The following is an 18,721-nucleotide window of genomic DNA, read 5'->3' as shown; positions in this document are numbered from 1 at the left end:
TGATGGTGACGGCAGTCAACAGGACGCGATAGATGCGGGGATGTTCGGATGACCGGATTCGCGCTCGGGGCGGACCAGGAGGAGTGGTGCGGGCGATTGCGCGCACTGGCGGCGCAGCGGCTGAGGCCGCTGGCGGAGAAGGGGGAACCGGGCAGGGTCAACCGGCCGCTGCTGGCGGCCCTGGGTGAGCTGGGCCTGCTGGAGCGGGTGTTCGCGTCGGGCGCGCTCGAACTGTGCCTGCTGCGGGAGTCCCTCGCCTACGGGTGCACGGAGGCCGAGACCGCGCTGGCCCTGCAGGGGCTGGGAGCGTACCCGGTCCTGCGGGCGGGGAGCGAGGCGCAGCGGGAGCGATGGCTGCCGCAGGTGCGGGCAGGGCGGGCGGTGGCCGCCTTCGCACTGAGCGAGCCGGGGGCGGGCTCGGACGCGGCGGCGCTGGCACTGGCCGCGGACCCCGATCCGGCGGGCGGGGGCGGCTGGCGGCTCAGCGGGGAGAAGTGCTGGATCTCCAACGCACCCGAGGCGGATTTCTACACCGTGTTCGCCCGGACGGGTGAAGGGCCGGGGGCCAAGGGGGTGTCGGCCTTCCTGGTCCCCGCGGACCGCGCCGGGCTCACCGGCGAGCCGCTGGACATGCTCTCCCCGCACCCCATCGGCTCGCTCCGCTTCGACGGGGTCCCGGTCGGCCCGCAGGACCTGCTCGGCGAGCCAGGGCGCGGCTTCCGCGTCGCCATGGACACCCTGAACCTCTTCCGGCCCAGCGTCGGCGCGTTCGCGGTGGGCATGGCCCGCGCCGCGCTCGACGCGACGCTCACCCACACGGCCGGGCGCACCGCGTTCGGCGGAACGCTGAGCGACCTCCAGGCGGTGGCGCACCGGGTGGCCGAGATGGCCACCCGCACGGAGGCGGCCCGGCTGCTGGTGTACGCGGCGGCGGGGGCGTACGACCGGGGCGCGGCCGACGTGCCGCGGCGGGCGGCGATGGCGAAGCTGCTGGCGACGGAGACCGCGCAGTACGTGGTGGACCATGCGGTCCAGCTGCACGGAGCGGTCGCGCTGCGGCGCGGGCACCTGCTGGAACACCTCTACCGGGAGGTGCGGGCGCCGCGGATCTACGAGGGGGCGAGCGAGGTGCAGCGCACGATCATCGCGAAGGAGCTGTACGGGGCGCTGGGCGCGGCGGTGTCGGTGCCGGTGCCGCTGCCGGTGCCGGGCCCGGTCGGGGAGGTGACGGGCCGATGAGCCTCGACCGGATCAACCCGGCGGAGCTGTCCCCGGCGACGGGTTTCTCGCACGCGGTGGTGGCCACGGGCTCGCGGATGGTGTTCCTGGCGGGACAGACCGCGCTGGACGGCGCGGGCAAGGTGGTGGGGGAGACCCTGCCGGAGCAGTTCGAGACGGCCCTGGCGAACCTCCTGTCGGCCCTGGCCGCGGCGGGCGGCGCGCCGGCCGACCTGGCCCGGGTGACGGTGTACGCGGTCGACGTGGCCGCATACCGGATCCATGCGGCCGAACTGGGCCGCATCTGGCGGCGGCTGGCGGGCCGCGACTACCCGGCGATGGCCGTCATCGGCGCGGTCCGCCTCTGGGACGAGGCGGCGCTGGTCGAACTGGACGGGGTGGCGGTCCTCCCATAACCGTGCCTCTTGGCTCCCGCCGGGGGTGCGGGTCTGCTTCGGCGCGGCCGTGCGGTTCGGCTCCCGCCGGGGGCTGGCTGGCTCCGCGGGGCGGGAGTGGCCGTGTGGGGCGGTGCCCCGTCGGGGGTGTCTCGTCGGCCCGCCCCGTGCGGTTCGGCTCCCGCCGGGGGTGGCTGGGTTACCGCCGGGCGGGATGGTTCTGGTGGCGCTGTGCCCTGCCGGAGTATCTCCTCGGCCCGGGCCCGTGCGGTTCGGCTTCCGCCGGGGTGGCCGGGTTTTCGCGGGGCGGGACAGGGGGTGTGGTGCGGTGCCCTGCCGGAGTGTCTCCTCGGCTCGGCGCGTGCGGGGTGTCGCGGCCAGGCGGGCTGGGTTGCGCGCTCGTCCTGCGGGGACACTCCGCCGTGTCCCCACCCCACGCCCAGGCTTCGGTACTTCCGGAACCGGGCTCGTACTGTTGGAGTGGGGACGGGGAGGGGTGTCCCCGCAGGACGAGGCGCGACCACCGGGTCACAGCCGCGACATGGCCGCACGCGCCGAGGCGACGTTCCGGAGGGGCCTGCGATCGACTCGCCTCTGCCGGACACTGTCGCAGCGCACTGGCCCGTCCGATCCGCCCCTGGCCGGCAAGATTTCGTAGAGACGGCCTAGTTGTATTGACCCGTAGCGTTGTCCACGTGGCTGATGGGCGGGCTCCGCGGTCCGGGTCTGGGTGAACAGCTTGGACTTGTGGCAGGAGCCGTTGTTGGTCAGGACGCGTCCGACGGTTTGGCGTGGGCGGCGAAGAAGACGTTCGCCCGTTGTAACAAGCCGGCGGCGGCCTCCTTGCGCTCGTCGGGCAGGACTTCGTAGTGGGCGAGCTGGGATTGGCTGTCGATGGCGGAGTGGACGTAGCTGTAGCCGATCACCGGTGTGATGCTCCTGCGCCGGTAGGTCGTGGCCTGCGGTTGTCGGCCGGTCAGCCGACCACGAGCGAGCTTCCGCCGTTGGGGATGCTGCAGAACTTCTTGACGTCGACGTGGACCAGGTCACCTGGTCGGACCCGTTCCTGGCTGCGGACTCGCTCGCTGGAGGGCCGGTCGCGCCAGGGCAGCCGGTTCAGCCGGCTTTGCCCTGTGTCCGCCAGTGGCGGATCCACTTGTGGGCAGTCGGGCGCGATATCCCCATCACGGCGGCGACGTGAGCGACCGGACGGCCGCCCAGGACGCGTTCGACCAGATCCGCCTACATAGGACATCGCGTAGCAGATGCCTGTCAGACCACCGGACGCCGCGCGCGCCGGACGCAACGACTTCGGCTGCGCCCCGCATGGTTTGGCCAAGGGGTGCGGTGAACCGCATGGGTATTGCGACGACTTATGGACAGCAAGGGGTAGGCGGCGCTCCGGATCCTCGACAGCAGGTTTGCGGCGTCCGAGCGGATCTACACGCAGAGCGCGTAGAAGGGCACTGGTCCGATGCCCCTGCCACCTGTGCCTCTAACGCCCACACGGCGTACGTCGGCCGGAACCCGCACGCCATGAGAGATCAGCCCAGTGCGTGGTCAGGGAGGGTCCTCGCGGAACCCGGCGAACTCAAACCCATCACCTACGCCCCAATCTTGAAGCGTAGGCCTCCGCTCGACGACACCTTGCCGGGCACTCGGGATCCTCCAACTGACCTGTTTTGCAACATCTTTCGTGTCACCGCTGTGTCGGGTCCGTGGGCAGAGTCGTTCGGCCGTCGCCTCAAGGGAGTGGGTTGTACGCACCGCTTCGGACAGGCCGATCCAGTCTTCCCGGATCTGTGGGTTTGCCAGGAGTGTCGCGCGGTGCTGGGCTTGTTTTAGGAGGTTGCAGCCATGGAACTACGGGCCATGCTGGAGATTCTTGGGTGTGTATTCGTCGCAGCGGGACTCGGCTTGTACCTCTTATTGGGGCCCATCACGAGACGGGTCGGCGGAAGTCGTCTTGCGGCGCTGAGCGGCAAGGAAAGGATTGAAGCGGAGAGCCTTATTCGTCAGACTCTCATTCATGCCGCCGGTGGCATATTTCTGGCCGGCACGCTCGCAGCTAGCGCGATCGCAGCCAAACAATCTTTCGAGACTCTTGAAGCTCAGCGCGACGCTCAGGTGACCGACCGCTACACAAAGGCCGTGGATCAGCTCGGGAACAAAAAGAAATCGGTGAGGGCTGCGGCGATCTTCGCACTTGGGCGCATAACTGAAGATTCGCCTCGGGATCGTGAAACCATAATGATGGCACTGTCCTCATTCATTCGTGACGGTGCCAAGCGGCCCGATGCGAAGACGGAAGCAGAGCTGCAAGAAAGCGATGAACCGGAGGCTGACATCAACGCTGCGATCGCTGTGCTTGGGCGGCGAGACGATGAAGGGTACGCGCAACGTCTGAAACTGGAGGAGGTCTACCTGCCTAATGCAAAACTGTACGCTCTCCACCTACCCCGTACGCTCTTCAATCGTGCCAACCTGGCCGGAATTCGTGCGCGCGGAACGGACACCAACTTGCGCAACGTCGACTTCAGTCAGGCGATCCTTGTGTGCGCGGATCTGCGATGGGCTGATATATCAAGCTCCGAACCGCGCGGTGACGAACTCTCCAAGAGAACAAATATGCGGTACGCCGATCTTAGAGGCGCCAAGCTGTCGGATACCAAGCTGCAAGGAGCCTTAATGAAAGGGGCGAACCTCGACTATGCCCATCTGGAAGGAGCTGACCTCTCGCATGCGAAAGACCTGGAGTCTGAACAGCTCTCGCGGGCGTTCACAGACGACAAGACCAAGCTCCCCAAGGGAATTAAAGTGGAGGGCAGGTACAAGGGTCCCGATTACGAGTGCTGGAGTTGATGCCAACTGGGCGTGGGGGATGGATTCAGTGGCACTGAGGCGGCGTGGATTCAGTGCTCCGCGTTTGGGGTGCACGGTGCCCCTCAGTGGCCCTGTCGAGATTAAGGGGATGCCGGGGCGGGGTCGCAGGCGTCGGCTGTTCAGGTGGCCAAAGGAGGCCTTCTACAGGCGGGCCATCGAGGTGATGGTCAGCGGGCCCAGCCGGGTTTCGCGTAGGACGGTGTAGCCGAAGTGGCGGTACAGGGGGACGTTCGACGGGTCCGCCGTGGTCAGGTAGGTGGCGTGGGCGGTGGTCAGGACGTGGTCCAGGAGGGCGCGGCCGGCCCCGCGGCCGGTCAGGTCCGGGTGGACCCCGATGAACTCCAGCGTCCAGGCCCCCGGCGGCACACCGCCCTCGGTGGCGCGCAGGTACCGCAGCGTCCGGCCGAGGGCGGGCGGCCCGCAGCGCAGTACCGTACGGGCCGCCCAGCCGGCCTGGGCGACGGCCGACGGGGCTGCGCCCGGCGGGGTGAGGACGGCCGCCGCCAGGAGCCGGCCGTCGGGCCCGACGAGCGCGGCCCGCCGGGCACCGGCGAGGCGGGCGTGGGTGCGCAGGGTGCTGCGGAACCAGTGGGTGCGCGCGGAGGCGGAGTCGCCGCAGATCCAGGAGACGGCAGGTTCCCGGGCGAACGCGGCGGCCAGCAGGTCGGCGCAGCCGACCGGATCGGGGTCGGCGTCGATCCGCCAGGAGGTCTCAGGCATCGTGCCTCTCCTCCAGCGGGGCCTCCGGTACGAGGTGGCAGACGAGCAGTTTGAGGAAGAACAGCGGTGCGAACCAGGCGAGTGCGGTTGTCACCGGCAGCCAGAAGAGGTTGACCAGGACGGCTGCCATCAGCACGGCCATCGCCACCGGCCGCCGCAGCCGTACCGGTGCGAACTCCACGGCCACCGCCCCGCCGAGGAGCAGCGCGGCGTTGCCCAGGGTCCAGTCGAGGTCGCCGTCCAGGACGAAGAGTCCCATCGCGGCGAGGTGGATCAGGTGCGCGGAGACGAACAGCAGCCGTGCGCGCCGGGCGGTGGGGTCGGCCCGGTGGTACCAGCGCTTGGCGGCGTTGGTTGCGTTGGTCAGCACCCCGCCGATCAGGTCGAGTCCGGCCAGGGCCACCACGACGAGTTGGGCGGTGGACCAGTCGCGCGCCGCCCCCGAGTTCCACACTCCGGCGGCCAGGAGCAGCGCGCAGCCGACGAGGCCGACGGTTTCCACCGCGTTCTCGGAACGGGACTTGCCCGGGCCCATGAACCGTTCCAGGCGTCCGGCGAGGCCGGGCGGGGTGGCCGGTATCTCCCAGGAGATCTGCAGGTCAGAGCGCACGGTCGGGTTCCTGTCCGGTCGGTGCCGCGCCCCACAGGCCGCGCAGCAGGGTCCACAGCTGCCCCGACGGGTCGTCCGGGTCGGGGCCGGTCGTCATCCGGGCCAGGGCCCAGGCGTCGGCGGCGCGGATGACCGCCGCGGTCGCCGCGACCGTCAGCGAGGGGTCCACGTCGGTACGGATCAGCCCGATCCGGCTGCCGTCGGCGACCAGGGCGGCGAACCAGTCGAGCCAAGGGCCGTCGGCGGTGCGGCCGATGGCGGCGTCGGCGAGGGCCAGGTCCTCGGGGTGGCCGCCCAGGTGGGTGGCGAGGGCGGTGGAGCCGGCGGCGAACCGGGCTGCGAAGTCCTCTTCGTCGCGGGCCGGTTCCCAGGGCCCGAGGGCGTCGAGCAGACGGCCGAGGACTCCGTCGAGGACGGCGGTGAGCAGGTCCTCACGGCCGTCGAAGTAGTGGTAGACGGCGGTCTTGGAGACCCCGGCGGCCTCGATGATCTTGTTGTAGGAGGCGCTTTCGGCGCCGTGTTCGGCGAAGTGTCGCCGCGCGACTTCCAGGATGTGCTCCCGGCGCTCGGCAGGCAGGCGGTCGAAACGGGGAAGTGGCATGCTCCCATGGTACGCACTGATGGGGTGTACCGCCAGTACACCCCATTGGTTCAGTTGCGGCCGTCCTCCAGGAGACGGGCCATCCAGTCCTCGATCCCCGCGACCGTGCGCGGCAGTGCGCCCGACATCAGGCGGGCACCGTCCGCCGTGATCACCAGGTCGTCCTCGATGCGGACGCCGATGCCCCGCAGCTCGGCCGGGAGGGTCTCGTCGTCGGGCTGGAGGTACAGGCCCGGCTCCACCGTCAGGACCTGGCCCTCTTCCAGGACCCCGTCCAGGTAGGTCTCCGCCCGCGCCTTCGCGCAGTCGTGCACGTCCAGCCCCAGCATGTGCCCGCTGCTGCACAGCGTGTACCGGCGGTGCAGGTCGCCCACCGCGTCCTTCAGGACGCCCCACTCGGCCAGGCCCTCCGCGATCACCCGCATGCCGGCACGGTGGAAGTCCCCGAAGCTCGCTCCGGGACGCAGGGCCGCGATGCCCGCCTCCTGGGCGGCGAGGACCAGTTCGTACACCTGCCGCTGGACGGGCGAGAAGCGCCCCGACAGCGGGAGGGTGCGGGTGATGTCCGCGGTGTAAAGGGTGTCCGTCTCCACGCCCGCGTCCAGGAGGAGCAGCTCGTCGCCGTTCAGGCGGCCGTCGTTGCGGATCCAGTGCAGGGTGCAGGCGTGGGCGCCCGACGCGGCGATCGTCTCGTAGCCGGTGCCGTTGCCCTCGGCCCGGGCGCGCAGGCCGAAGACGCCCTCGATCCAGCGCTCCCCGCGCGGGTGCGCCAGCGCGCGCGGCAGGGCCCGTACGACATCCTCGAAGCCCGCGGTCGTGTGGTCGACGGCCAGCTGGAGCTGCTCGACCTCCCAGGCGTCCTTCACCAGGCGCAGCTCGGAGAGGGCCGCGGCGAGTTCCGCGTCGGCGGCGGCGTCGCGGCCCGCCGGGGCGCCGAGGGTCTCCAGGTGGGCGCAGCGGATGCCGGTGAGGCGCTCCGCCTCCGCCAGGTCCGGGCGGCGGCCCACCCAGAACTCCCCGTAGCGGCGGTCCCGGTAGAACTCCCCGTTCCCGTCCGCGCGCGGCGAGCGGGGCCGCAGGTACAGCACGGCCTCGTGCGCGTGCGGGCCCGACGGCTCCATGACCAGGACGTGGCCGGCCTGGTCCTCGCCGGTGAGGCCGGTCAGCCAGGCGTACGCGCTGTGCGGGCGGAAGCGGTGGTCGCAGTCGTTGGAGCGGACCTTCAGCTCGCCGGCCGGTACGATCAGCCGCTCGCCCGGGAAGCGGGCCGAGAGCCGTGCCCGGCGGGCCGGGGTGACGTCGTGGGCCGCGACCCGTGCGGAGGCGGGCAGCGGGGAGGCGGCCCAGTCGCCCGCCATGAACCGGGACAACTCCGGTGACACCGGACGGTCGTGGCTGCCCGTGTTGAGGCGGGCGGGGGTGTCGGTCACGGGGGGCTCCTTCACGGGAAGACACGAAAGACGCGAACTGATGGGCGCACAGGTCTTGTCAGTGCAATTTCACATTACTATGTTACAGCTCACACCGCGGCACGTTAATCCCCGTCAAACGCCGCGTGACGCAGGGCAGTTCACGCACCACCCCCCACCTCACACTCTCCGAACAGGAGTTCTCGGTGCTCAAGCACAGAGCTGTGCGCTCTTCCCTCCTCGCCTCCGCCGTAGCGGTGACCCTTCTCGCCACCGCGGCACAGGGCACCACGCAGGCCGCCGAGTCCGCGGCCCCCGCCGCGTTCACCGGCGCCCCGGCCGCCGCCCCCGCCACCGCGGCCCACGGCCCGACAGGGAACCCGTTCGACGAGGTCGACCGCTTCGCCGACGCGAAGGACAACGCTCCGGCGCCCGCCCCGGCCCCGGGCGGCCTGAACATCTCCGGCCAGGTCCCCGGCGCGGCCCCGGCCAGTGCGCCCGCCCAGGACCTGGAGAAGCGGGGCAGGGCGGCCAAGTCGGCCCCCACCGCGAAGAGCGTCGCCGCGGGCGTCCCCTGCACCCTCGACGGGATCACGAGGCTCACCCCCGAGCAGTTCGCGGACTTCCTCGCCGACCAGGCGGTCCTGGCCGACGGCTGCCTGCGCGGGCTGATCTGGACCTGGGACGCCCGCCTGGCCCCCGTGATGTCGGACGCGCACGTCCAGGCCGTGTCCCGCCGGATATCCGCCCTGGCCGCGGCCCACGACGGCCGCAACTCCTCGCACCTGGAGGAGATGTTCACGTACCTGCACGCCGTCGCCTACCACGACTTCTCACGCGACGAGATCGACGTCACCGACGCCCCGACCACCGCCGCGATACGCAAGGCCATCGACGACTACGGCAACGCCGCCCGGACCTTCGACGTCACCCCCACCAACGCCCGCACCCTGCGCGAGGCCCTCTACGCCGCCGGTCCCGGACTGCGCCAGCACCAGCTCGGCCTGGTGAAGAAGGTCCTGGCCACCATGGACCCGGCCCACCCGGCCACCCACCTCGACCCCGCCTGGGCGGGCGCCGTGCTCGCCGCGCTCTCCACCAACTACCTCGGCGTCTACCCGGGCAACCAGGACACCGCCTTCCACGCCGCCTTGGCCGCGGACCCCGCCTACCGTGACGCCTTCAAGGCCTTCGCCGGCTACACGCACCTCAAGGGCACGGCCAACGCCTGGGTGGTGCGCGACGCGCTCAGCGAGTACGCCCGCTTCGGCCAGGTCCAGGGCCTGCGCGACCAGGTCGTCGCCGACCTCGGCGCGATGCTCGGCCCCCTCCGGGCCGGTTTCGGCGACGGCAGCGAGCCGTGGGCCAAGGTCGTCTCCTGGCTCAACTTCTACGAGGCCTGCAAGCCGTACGGGGTGTGCAAGGAGGACATCGAGAAGCAGATCTTCCCCTACACCTACACCTACGACAACGGCGCCATCAAGGTCCGCACCGGCCTGGACCGCGCCACCGTCGACCAGCTCTACTACGCGAGCAAGCAGGTCAAGGCCCAGTACCACCGCGTTCTCGGGACCGACCAGCCGCTCGCCGGCGACCCCAACGACACGCTGAACATCGTGCTCTACGGCTCCCGCGCCGACTACGTGAACTACCACCCGATCCTGACCGGCTACGACACCAACAACGGCGGCATCTACATCGAGAACGGCGCCACCTTCTACACCTACCAGCGCCGTGTCCCGCAGGACTCCTCCCTCACCCTTGAGGAGCTCTTCCGCCACGAGTACACGCACTACCTCAACGGCCGCTTCGCCGTCCCCGGCTTCTTCGGCCAGGGCCCCTGGTACGAGGGCGACCGCACCACCGCCATGGACGAGGGCACGGCCGAGTTCTTCGACGGCGCCACCCGCGACAACGGCATCGCCGTCCGCAAGTCCCTCGTGAAGAGCATCATCAGCGACACGGCCGGCGGCGGCCCGCGCATGACCGTCGAGCAGCTGCTGAACGCCACCTACGACGGCGACGGATTCCGCTTCTACAGCTACGCCGGCACCTTCTTCGAGTTCCTGTGGACCGAGAAGCCCTCGCTGCTGCGCGAGATGTACACCCACCTGCGCAACAACGACGTGGCGGCGTACGACGCCTGGCGCCACCGGCTGGGCTCGGACACCTACCTCCAGCGCGACTACGACCGCTTCCTGGACGTGCAGATCGCCAAGGTCGACCAGCTCTTCGTGCCCAACACCGCCTTCACCCCCAACGACCAGCTGCGCGACTCCGCGCTCGCCTCGGTCAAGTCGGCCTTCGCCGCCGCCACCTACAACACCCCCGACTGCGTGGAGAACGGCGACCCCGGCAAGCGCCGCTTCACCTGTACGGGCCGGATCACCGCGAACCTGAAGAACTGGCGCAGCGACGACCAGAACTTCAAGGACATGTCGGAGACGGTCGACTACTTCATCCTCGACCGCGCGGGCGCCGCCTCCAACAACCTCGCCGACATGAACTGCTCCTTCGGCCCGCCGGAGATCTGGAGCAACAAGGTCGCCGCGACCTCGAACTACAGCTGTGAAGGGCCGCTGCGCAGCTGACGGACACCGGACCGGTCCCGCACCTGAGGAGGGTGCGGGACCGGTCTGGGCAGGCACTAAAGAATGTGACATATTACTGTCGTGCTCAAGAGACACTCCCTGGACGCCGTGATCATCGGCGCCGGCGTCGTCGGAGCGGCCTGCGCCTACTACGCGGCCCGCGCCGGACTCTCCGTGGCCGTGGTCGACCGCGGCGCCGTCGCGGGCGGCACCACCGGCGCCGGCGAAGGCAACCTGCTCGTCTCCGACAAGGAGGCGGGTCCCGAGCTCGATCTCGCTCTGCTCTCCACGCGGCTGTGGAGCGAACTGGCCGAAGTCCTTCCGCCGGAGGTCGAGTACGAGCCCAAGGGCGGGCTCGTCGTCGCCCCGGACGAGGCCACCGTGAAGGCCCTGCACGCCTTTGCCGAGGGACAGCGCGCCGCCGGGGTCGACGCGGTCGAGGTGCCGGCGCACGCCCTGCACGACCTGGAGCCGCACCTGGCGCCGGGCCTCGCGGGGGGATTCCACTACCCGCAGGACGCCCAGGTCCAGCCGGCCCAGGCGGCCGCCCGGCTGCTCGCCGCCTCGGGCGCCGAGACGCACCTCGGCGAGGAGGTGACGGAGGTGCTGCTGGACCGGGGCGCCGTACGGGGGATCCGCACCCCGCGCCGCGAACTCCTGGCCCCCGCCGTGGTCAACGCGGCCGGCACCTGGGGCGGGCACATCGCCCGGCTCGCCGGCACGGAGCTGCCCGTCCTGCCGCGCCGCGGCTTCGTCCTGGTCACCGAACCACTGCCGAGGGTGGTCCGGCACAAGGTCTACGCCGCCGACTACATCGCGGACGTCGCCAGCGGCTCCGCCGCCCTGCAGTCCTCGGCCGTGGTCGAGGGTACCCCCGCCGGACCGGTCCTGATCGGCGCCACCCGTGAACGGGTCGGCTTCGACCGGAGCCTGTCGACGGAGGCCCTGCGCCGGCTGGCCTCCCAGGCCGCGGCCCTCTTCCCCGTACTGGGAGGCGTACGGGTCCTGCGCACCTACCACGGCTTCCGCCCCTACCTGCCCGACCACCTCCCGGCCATCGGCCCGGACCCGCGCCGACCCGGACTCCTGCACGCCTGCGGTCACGAGGGCGCGGGCATCGGCCTGGCCCCCGCCACGGGCCTGCTGATCGCCGCCGCCCTGACCGGAGCGGCCCCGGCGCTCCCGCTGCACCCCTTCCGCCCGGACCGCTTCGGCGCCGGCCCGGCGGGCCCCGAAGGCGGGCCGGCGTGAGGCCCGGGCCCGCCCGGCGCGCCGCCCGGCCCGCACGCCACCGCCCGCCGTACGGAGCAACCCATCCGAGGAGGACCAACTGATGCGCAGCCCCCGCGCCCTGGTGGGCGGCAGCCCGCAAGCCTGCTTCACGGTCGACTTCGACGGCCGGGAACTGCCCGCCCAGGACGGCCAGAGTGTCGCCGCCGTGCTCTGGGCCGCCGGGATCCTCGCCTGGCGGACGACCCGCGAGGGCGGCGCCCCGCGCGGTGCGTTCTGCGGGATCGGCAGCTGCTACGACTGCCTCGTCACCGTCAACGGCCTGCCGAACCAGCGCGCCTGCCTGGTCCCGGCCCGGCCGGGGGACGCCGTCACCACCCAGGAGGGAACCGGCCGTGCCGACCTCGCCGTCTGACCCGGCTGACGCCGCCGCCCCGGCGCTGTCAGGCGAACCGGCTGGGCCGCGCGTCCACGCCGCCCCGGCCGAGCCGGTTGTACCCGCCGCGCGGCCCGGAGCCGCCGAGCCGGACCGGTCCTCCGGGCAGTCCGGATACGCCGAGCCGGCCGGGCAGTCTGCTGCCGCCGAGCCGGCCGGACCTGTCGGGGCTGCGCCCGCCGAACGGGCCGCGGCGGGCGGGTCTGCCGGGGCGGGACCGGTCGACCTTGCCGTCGTCGGGGCCGGGCCGGCCGGGCTGGCCGCGGCCGTCACCGCCGCCTCCCTGGGGCTGCGGGTCGCCGTTCTCGACGCGGGCGACCGCCCCGGCGGGCAGTTCTACCGCCACCCCGCGCCGGGCCTGGGCGCGGACCGCCCCGAGGCCCTGCACCACGACTGGGCCGCGTTCGCGACCCGCGAAGCCGCCCTGCGCGCCCACGAGTCGGCCGGCCGGATCACGTACCTCCCCCTTCACCACGTGTGGACGGTCGTCCCGGGCGGGGCGGCCGGGGCAGGAGCCGGGCACCCCGCGCCCGGCCGGACGGGTGTCGCCGAGCCCGCCACGGAGTGGACCCTGCACGCCGTCGCCGGCCACGCCCCCGACGAGCGGGCCGCGACCGTCGCCGCCCGCGCCGTGCTCATCGCCACCGGCGCCTACGAGCGCCAACTGCCCTTCCCCGGCTGGACCCTGCCCGGAGTGATCGGGGCCGGCGGCGCGCAGGCCATGCTCAAGGGCGGCCTGGTGCTGCCCGGCAAGCGCGTGGTGGTCGCCGGGAGCGGTCCGCTGCTGCTCGCGGTCGCCGGGTCGCTCGCCGCCGCCGGAGCCACCGTGCCCGCGGTGGTGGAGGCCGCCGCCTACACCGCGTACGCGAGCCGGGTGCCCACCCTGCTGCGCAACCCCGGCAAGCTCGTCGAGGCCGCCTCCTACGGCGGGGCGCTGGCCCGGCACCACGTCCGGCTGCTCACCCGGCACGCCGTCACCGAGGCCCACGGCACCGGCCGGGTCGAGGCCGTCACCGTGGCCCGGCTCGACCGCGACTGGCGTCCGCTGCCCGGTACCGCCCGCCGGATCCCCTGCGACGCGCTCGCCGTCGGCCACGGGCTCGTGCCCCAGCTCGAACTCGCCACCGGACTAGGCTGCGCCATCCGGCCGTCCCCCGACGGCACTGTCGCCCTGGAGGTGGACGCCGAACAGCGCACCTCGGTCCCCGGCGTCTGGTCCGCGGGGGAGACCGGCGGTATCGGCGGGGCCCGACTGGCACTGACGGAGGGCGAGCTGGCCGCGTACTCCGTCGCGGCCGCGCTGCGGCCCGCGGCGGCCGCCTCCCGGGCCGGCCGCCCCGGACGGCTCGCCCGCCGCCGCGCCCGGCTGCGCGCCTTCGCCGACGCCATGGCCGCCGCCCACCGACCCGGCGAGGGCTGGACCGGCTGGCTCCGGGACGACGCCGTCGTGTGCCGCTGCGAGGAGGTCCCGGCCGGCCGGATCCGCGAGGCGGCGCGGGACCTCGGGGCGCGGGACGCCCGTACCGTCAAGCTGCTCACCCGGGCCGGCATGGGCTGGTGCCAGGGCCGGATGTGCGGCCCGGCCGTCGCCGCGCTCGCCGGGGCCGAATCCGGGGCCGAATCCCTGGCGGAGCCCGCGGCGGACCGCCGGCCCTTCTCCTGCCCGGTCCCGCTGGGCCATCTCGCCGAACTTCCCGCCACCGACCGCTGATCAGGGGTGCCCCGGCCCTTGTGGCCGCACCTCACCCACTAGTAAAATGTCACACACCACACTAGGGAGCCTCTCATGACCAACGCGCACATCCCCGCGCCCCGCACCCGTCCCTGGCACGGAATCATGGTCGCCACCGCGCTCCCCCTGCGCGAGGACCTCACCGTCGACCACGACGCCTACGCCGAGCACGTGGCCTGGCTGATCGCCAACGGCTGCGACGGCGTGGTCCCCAACGGCTCCCTCGGGGAGTACCAGACCCTCACCGACGAGGAGCGGGCGCGCGTCGTGCGCACCGCCGTCGAAGCCGCCGGGGACGGTGCCCGCGTCATGCCCGGCGTCGCCGCCTACGGCAGCGCCGAGGCCCGCCGCTGGGCCGACCAGGCCGCCGAGGCCGGCGCGGGCTCCGTGCTCCTGCTGCCGCCCAACGCCTTCCGCGCGGACGAGGAGACCGTACGCGCCCACTACGCCGAGGTCGCCCGCGCCGGGCTGCCCGTCGTCGCGTACAACAACCCCATCGACACCAAGGTGGACCTGGTCCCGTCCCTGCTCGCCCGGCTGCACGCCGACGGATCCATCGTCGCCGTCAAGGAGTTCAGCGGCGACGTGCGCCGCGCCTACGAGATCGCCGAGCTCGCCCCCGGCCTGGACCTGCTCATCGGCGCCGACGACGTCCTCCTCGAACTCGCCCTCGCCGGGGCCGTCGGCTGGATCGCCGGCTACCCCAACGCCCTGCCGCGCTCCTGCGCCACCCTCTACCGGGCCGCCGTCGCCGGTGACCTCGACACCGCCCTGCCGCTCTACAAGTCCCTGCACTCGCTGCTGCGCTGGGACTCCAAGACCGAGTTCGTCCAGGCCATCAAGCTCTCCATGGACCTGGCGGGCCGTCCCGGCGGCGCCACCCGCCCGCCGCGCTTCCCGCTCACCGGCGAGACCGAGGCTGCAGTCCGCGCCGCCACCGAGAAGGCCCTGGCCGAGGGCCTCAACTAACCAGCTGGAGGGGACGCCTGATGCGCACGCGCCACGTCTACCACGCGGTGGACTCGCACACCGAGGGCATGCCGACCCGGGTCGTCACCGGGGGAGTCGGGGTGATCCCCGGTGCCACCATGGCCGAGAAGCGGCTCCATTTCATCGAGCACATGGACCACGTCCGGACCCTGCTCATGTACGAGCCGCGCGGGCACTCCGCGATGAGCGGCGCCATCCTGCAGCCCCCGACCCGCCCCGACGCCGACTACGGCGTGCTGTACATCGAGGTGTCGGGCCTGCTGCCCATGTGCGGGCACGGCACCATCGGGGTGGCCACCGTCCTGGTCGAGACCGGCATGGTGCCCGTCGTCGAGCCGGTCACCACCGTCCGGCTCGACACCCCGGCCGGGCTGGTGAGCGTCGACGTGCGGGTGGAGGACGGGGCGGCCACCGCCGTCACCCTCACCAACGTCCCCTCCTTCAGCGTCGGCCTCGGCCTCAAGACCGAGGTCCCCGGATTCGGCACCGTCGCCTACGACCTGGCCTACGGAGGCAACTTCTACGCCTTCGTCGAACTCGACGCCCTCGGGCTGCCCTTCGACCGCGCCCGGGGGGACGACCTGCTCGCCGCCGGGCTCGCGATCATGGACGCGGTCAACGCCGGACCGGACCGGCCGGTCCACCCCGAGAACCCCTCCATCGCCGGACTCAAGCACGTCTACCTGGCCGCGCCCGGCTCCGACGCCCGCCGCTCCCGGCACGCCATGGCCATCCACCCCGGCTGGTTCGACCGATCGCCCTGCGGTACGGGGACCAGTGCACGGATGGCCCAGCTGCACGCCCGCGGCCTCCTCGGCCTCGACACCGACTTCGTCAACGAGTCGTTCATCGGGACCGAGTTCACCGGCCGGCTGATCGCGCGGACCACCGTCGGCGGACTGCCCGCCGTGGTCCCCACCGTCACCGGGCGGGCCTGGATCACCGGCACCGCGCAGTACTTCCTCGACCCGTCCGACCCCTTCCCCGGAGGCTTCCTGCTGTGAACACCGTCCGAACGGTGGACTACCACACCGCCGGCGAGCCCTTCCGGATCGTCGACACCGGCGCCGCGGGCATGCCGCCCGTCCCCGGCGACACCGTCGCCGAGCGCTGTGCCACCGCCATCGGCCCGGGCGGATCGGGGACCGCGCCGCGCCGCGGCCCGCTGGACGACGTACGGCGGACGCTCGTGCAGGAGCCGCGCGGACACGCCGGTATGTACGGCGGGTTCGTGGTGGAGCCCGACGACGACGGGGCCCATCTCGGGGTGCTGTTCTGGCACAAGGACGGCTACTCCACCGCCTGCGGGCACGGCACCATGGCCCTCGGGGTCTGGGCCGTGGACAGCGGCCGGGTCCCCGCCCCGGACGACGGGGACGTCCCGGTGCGGATCGACGTACCGTCCGGGCGGGTCACCGCCACCGTCCACCGCGGCGGCGGCCGCACCACCGGGGTCACCTTCCGCAACGTGCCGGCCCGGGTGAGCGCCCGCAAGGTCCCCGTCGCCACCTCGCTCGGGCTGGCCGAGGCGGACATCGCGCACGCCGGCGCCTGCTACGCCTCCGTCCGCGCCCGCGACCTGGGCCTGGAGGTCTCGCGCGCCGCACTGCCCGACCTGGTGCGCGCCGGGCAGGAGATCCGCGCCGCCCTCGCCACCCATCCCGCCACCTGGCACCCCGACGGCCCGCTCCTGTCCGGGGTCTACGGGGTGATCCTCCACGAGGAGCTGCCCGACACCCCGTTCGGGCCGCACCAGCGCAACGTCACCGTCTTCGCCGACGGACAGATCGACCGCTCGCCCTGCGGCTCCGGCACCTCGGCGCGGCTCGCGCTGCTCGCCGAGGACGGCCGGCTCGGCCCGGGCGAGGACCTGCTGCACGAGTCCGTCACCGGCACCGTGTTCACCGGCCGGATGCTGGAGGGCGGGGTCACCGAGGTCACCGGCACCGCCTACCGCACCGGTGAACACGCCTTCGCCGTGGACCCGTACGACGCCCTCGGCACCGGATTCCTGCTGTGACGGGGATACCCCAGCTCGGCGCCGAGGCCATGGCCCGGGCCCTCGGCCCGGCCGCGGCCGCCGACGCCCTGGCCGCTGCCCTGCGCGGCGGCCTCGACCCCGAGGGCTGCCCGCCGCGCTCCGCGATCGGCGTGCCCGGGGGCGGCGAACTGCTGCTGATGCCGGCCGCGTCGGGGGCGTACGCCGGGGTGAAGATCGCCGGGGTCGCGCCCGGGAACCCGGCCCGCGGGCTGCCCCGTATCACCGGCTCCTACCTCCTGCTGGACGGGCCCACCCTGCGCCCGCTGGCCCTGCTCGACGGTGCGGCCCTGACCTCTCTGCGCACCCCGGCCGTCTCCGCCCTCGCGCTGCGCCATCTGGCGCCGGCGGGCCGGCCGCTGCGGCTGGTGCTCTTCGGCTCCGGACCGCAGGCGTACGGGCACCTGGAAGCGACCCGCGCCGAAAGGGAGTTGGAGCAGGTCGTGGTGGTCGCCCGCAACCGGGAGGGGGCCGAGCGCCTCGTCGCCCACGCCCGCGGCCAGGGCCTGCCGGCCCGGACGGGCGGCCCCGGGGACGTGGCCGACGCCGATCTGGTCGTCTGCTGCACCACGGCCCGCGAGCCGCTCTTCGACGGGCGGCTGGTGCGGCCCGGCGCGGTGGTCGCGGCCGTCGGATCGCACGAGCCGGCCGCCCGCGAGACCGACACCGCCCTCGTGCGACGCGCGGCGGTGTACGTGGAGTCGCGGGCGGCGGCGCTGCGGGAGGCCGGTGATCTGCTGGTCCCGGAGGCGGAGGGGGCCATCGGGCCGGGCCACATCACAGGCACGCTCGCGGACCTGGTCGCCGGACGCCTGCCGGGGGGAGGCGAACGGGGTTGTCCACAGCTCTTCAAGAGTGTGGGCATGGCCTGGGAAGATCTTGCCGTGGCGGTCGCGCTGTACGAGGCCGCTGAAGTGTGAGCAGCGCAACGTGACATTGTACGCTGGTCCTCTGCTCATCGGCAGGCGTAGGGGTCTCGGAGGAAACACTATGGGTGACCTGAAGCAGCACAGCCTCATCAAGGCCCAGGAACGACTCCGCGACCAGGTCGGGCACGCCCTCCGAGCCGCCCTGATAGCGGGTGAGCTGCGCCCCGGCAGCGTCTACTCCGCGCCCGGCCTCGCGGCCGAACTCGGCGTGTCGGCCACCCCGGTGCGCGAGGCCATGCTCGACCTCGCGCGGGAGGGCCTGGTCGAGCCGGTGCGCAACAAGGGCTTCCGGATCACCGAGGTCAGCGAGCGCGACCTCGACCAGTACACCGAGCTGCGCACCATGATCGAGGTGCCGACCATCGGCCGGATCACGAAGACGGCCACGGCCGAGCAGCTGGAGGAACTGCGCCCCATCGCGCAGGAGATCGTCACCAGCGCCCGGGAGCACAACCTCATCGGCTACCTGGAGGCCGACCGCCGCTTCCACCTCACCCTGCTGGGCCTCGCGGGCAACGAACGGCTCGTGGAGACGGTCGGTGACCTCCGCAAGCGCTCCCGCCTGTACGGTCTGACCGGCCTGGACGAGGCGGGCAAGCCCCNGGCTCGTGGAGACGGTCGGTGACCTCCGCAAGCGCTCCCGCCTGTACGGTCTGACCGGCCTGGACGAGGCGGGCAAGCTCGTCTCCTCCGCCGAGGAGCACCTGGAGCTGCTGGACCTGATGATCAGCGGCGACGCCAAGGCCGCGGAGGCCTGTATGCAGCGCCACCTCGGCCACGTCCGCTCCCTCTGGGCCCAGGGCCGCGACGAACCGGTCGGCCGCACCCCGGGCCGCCTGGGGTCCGGCATCTAGTGCTGTGACCGGCCGGGGAGAGCCGGGGCGGGGTCTGCGCCGGGCGGGTGGACCTCGTGAGGCCTGCGGGTGACGGTGGCGGACG

16 protein-coding genes and 2 pseudogenes are annotated in these 18,721 nt (G+C 72.7%); 13 read left to right on the top strand and 5 right to left on the bottom strand.

What is annotated here, in order from left to right:
* Positions 1–48: 48 nt before the first annotated feature.
* Both AAT21_RS27100 and AAT21_RS27095 read left to right on the top strand, forming a co-directional pair.
* Positions 49–1,239 (top strand): acyl-CoA dehydrogenase family protein, encoded by a 1,191-nt coding sequence (locus AAT21_RS27100; protein WP_046779560.1) that lies wholly within the window; start codon positions 49–51, stop codon positions 1,237–1,239.
* Complete coding sequence (locus AAT21_RS27095; RefSeq protein WP_046779559.1) at positions 1,236–1,634, top strand: RidA family protein; 399 nt, start codon at positions 1,236–1,238, stop codon at positions 1,632–1,634. Before AAT21_RS27100 ends, AAT21_RS27095 begins: the two co-directional genes overlap by 4 nt.
* Positions 1,635–2,404: 770 nt before the next feature.
* Here the strand turns inward: AAT21_RS27095 and AAT21_RS40150 are convergent.
* Positions 2,405–2,849 (bottom strand): annotated as a pseudogene (locus tag AAT21_RS40150) (helix-turn-helix domain-containing protein); the annotation flags it as partial.
* Positions 2,850–3,485: 636 nt separating this feature from the next.
* Here AAT21_RS40150 and AAT21_RS36150 point away from each other — a divergent pair.
* Positions 3,486–4,475 carry a pentapeptide repeat-containing protein gene (locus tag AAT21_RS36150; RefSeq protein WP_167350628.1) on the top strand — a complete coding sequence of 330 codons (990 nt, stop codon included), beginning with the start codon at positions 3,486–3,488 and terminating at the stop codon, positions 4,473–4,475.
* Positions 4,476–4,637: 162 nt separating this feature from the next.
* Here the strand turns inward: AAT21_RS36150 and AAT21_RS27080 are convergent, their stop codons facing one another.
* The 4 genes from AAT21_RS27080 to AAT21_RS27065 are packed head-to-tail and all read right to left on the bottom strand — an operon-like array spanning position 4,638 to position 7,857.
* Complete coding sequence (locus AAT21_RS27080; protein WP_046779557.1) at positions 4,638–5,216, bottom strand: GNAT family N-acetyltransferase; 579 nt, start codon at positions 5,214–5,216, stop codon at positions 4,638–4,640.
* On the bottom strand, positions 5,209–5,826 hold the full coding sequence (locus AAT21_RS27075) for a hypothetical protein (RefSeq protein WP_046779556.1): 618 nt from the start codon (positions 5,824–5,826) through the stop codon (positions 5,209–5,211). The genes AAT21_RS27080 and AAT21_RS27075 overlap by 8 nt, the downstream gene beginning before the upstream one ends.
* Positions 5,816–6,427, bottom strand: a complete 612-nt coding sequence (locus tag AAT21_RS27070; protein WP_046779555.1) for a TetR/AcrR family transcriptional regulator — start codon at positions 6,425–6,427, stop codon at positions 5,816–5,818. Before AAT21_RS27070 ends, AAT21_RS27075 begins: the two co-directional genes overlap by 11 nt.
* Before the next feature lie 50 nt (positions 6,428–6,477).
* Positions 6,478–7,857 carry an aminopeptidase P family protein gene (locus AAT21_RS27065; protein ID WP_046779554.1) on the bottom strand — a complete coding sequence of 460 codons (1,380 nt, stop codon included), beginning with the start codon at positions 7,855–7,857 and terminating at the stop codon, positions 6,478–6,480.
* Positions 7,858–8,042: 185 nt separating this feature from the next.
* Here AAT21_RS27065 and AAT21_RS27060 point away from each other — a divergent pair, with 185 nt between their 5' ends.
* The 10 genes and pseudogenes from AAT21_RS27060 to AAT21_RS39355 all read left to right on the top strand — a co-directional run.
* Complete coding sequence (locus AAT21_RS27060) at positions 8,043–10,427, top strand: collagenase (protein WP_046779553.1); 2,385 nt, start codon at positions 8,043–8,045, stop codon at positions 10,425–10,427.
* An 81-nt stretch (positions 10,428–10,508) separates the two neighbouring features.
* Positions 10,509–11,678, top strand: coding sequence for an NAD(P)/FAD-dependent oxidoreductase (locus AAT21_RS27055; RefSeq protein WP_046779552.1), 1,170 nt, complete (start codon positions 10,509–10,511; stop codon positions 11,676–11,678).
* A gap of 82 nt (positions 11,679–11,760) precedes the next feature.
* Positions 11,761–12,072: a (2Fe-2S)-binding protein gene (locus AAT21_RS27050; protein ID WP_079025985.1), complete on the top strand. Its 312-nt coding sequence runs from the start codon at positions 11,761–11,763 to the stop codon at positions 12,070–12,072.
* A 277-nt stretch (positions 12,073–12,349) separates the two neighbouring features.
* Positions 12,350–13,804 (top strand): FAD-dependent oxidoreductase, encoded by a 1,455-nt coding sequence (locus AAT21_RS27045; RefSeq protein WP_046779702.1) that lies wholly within the window; start codon positions 12,350–12,352, stop codon positions 13,802–13,804.
* 75 nt (positions 13,805–13,879) lie between these two features.
* Positions 13,880–14,794 carry a dihydrodipicolinate synthase family protein gene (locus AAT21_RS27040; RefSeq protein WP_046779550.1) on the top strand — a complete coding sequence of 305 codons (915 nt, stop codon included), beginning with the start codon at positions 13,880–13,882 and terminating at the stop codon, positions 14,792–14,794.
* 20 nt (positions 14,795–14,814) lie between these two features.
* A complete protein-coding gene (locus AAT21_RS27035; RefSeq protein WP_046779549.1) occupies positions 14,815–15,819 on the top strand; it encodes a proline racemase family protein in 1,005 nt (334 codons plus the stop codon).
* Complete coding sequence (locus AAT21_RS27030; protein ID WP_046779548.1) at positions 15,816–16,835, top strand: proline racemase family protein; 1,020 nt, start codon at positions 15,816–15,818, stop codon at positions 16,833–16,835. The genes AAT21_RS27035 and AAT21_RS27030 overlap by 4 nt, the downstream gene beginning before the upstream one ends.
* A 29-nt stretch (positions 16,836–16,864) precedes the next feature.
* Positions 16,865–17,773 (top strand): ornithine cyclodeaminase family protein, encoded by a 909-nt coding sequence (locus tag AAT21_RS27025; RefSeq protein WP_046779701.1) that lies wholly within the window; start codon positions 16,865–16,867, stop codon positions 17,771–17,773.
* Between the two features lie 70 nt (positions 17,774–17,843).
* Positions 17,844–18,384 (top strand): annotated as a pseudogene (locus AAT21_RS27020) (GntR family transcriptional regulator); the annotation flags it as partial.
* 1 nt (position 18,385) lies between these two features.
* On the top strand, positions 18,386–18,636 hold a 251-nt coding region (locus tag AAT21_RS39355), incomplete at its 5' end, for an FCD domain-containing protein (RefSeq protein ID WP_157879801.1).
* Positions 18,637–18,721: the final 85 nt, after the last annotated feature.

Origin of the sequence: Streptomyces yangpuensis (assembly GCF_001005295.1) — a bacterium.
Taxonomy (GTDB): Bacteria; Actinomycetota; Actinomycetes; order Streptomycetales; family Streptomycetaceae; genus Streptomyces; species Streptomyces yangpuensis.
Note: the sequence above shows the minus strand (reverse complement) of the source record. Positions and strands in the feature narration are given on the sequence as shown.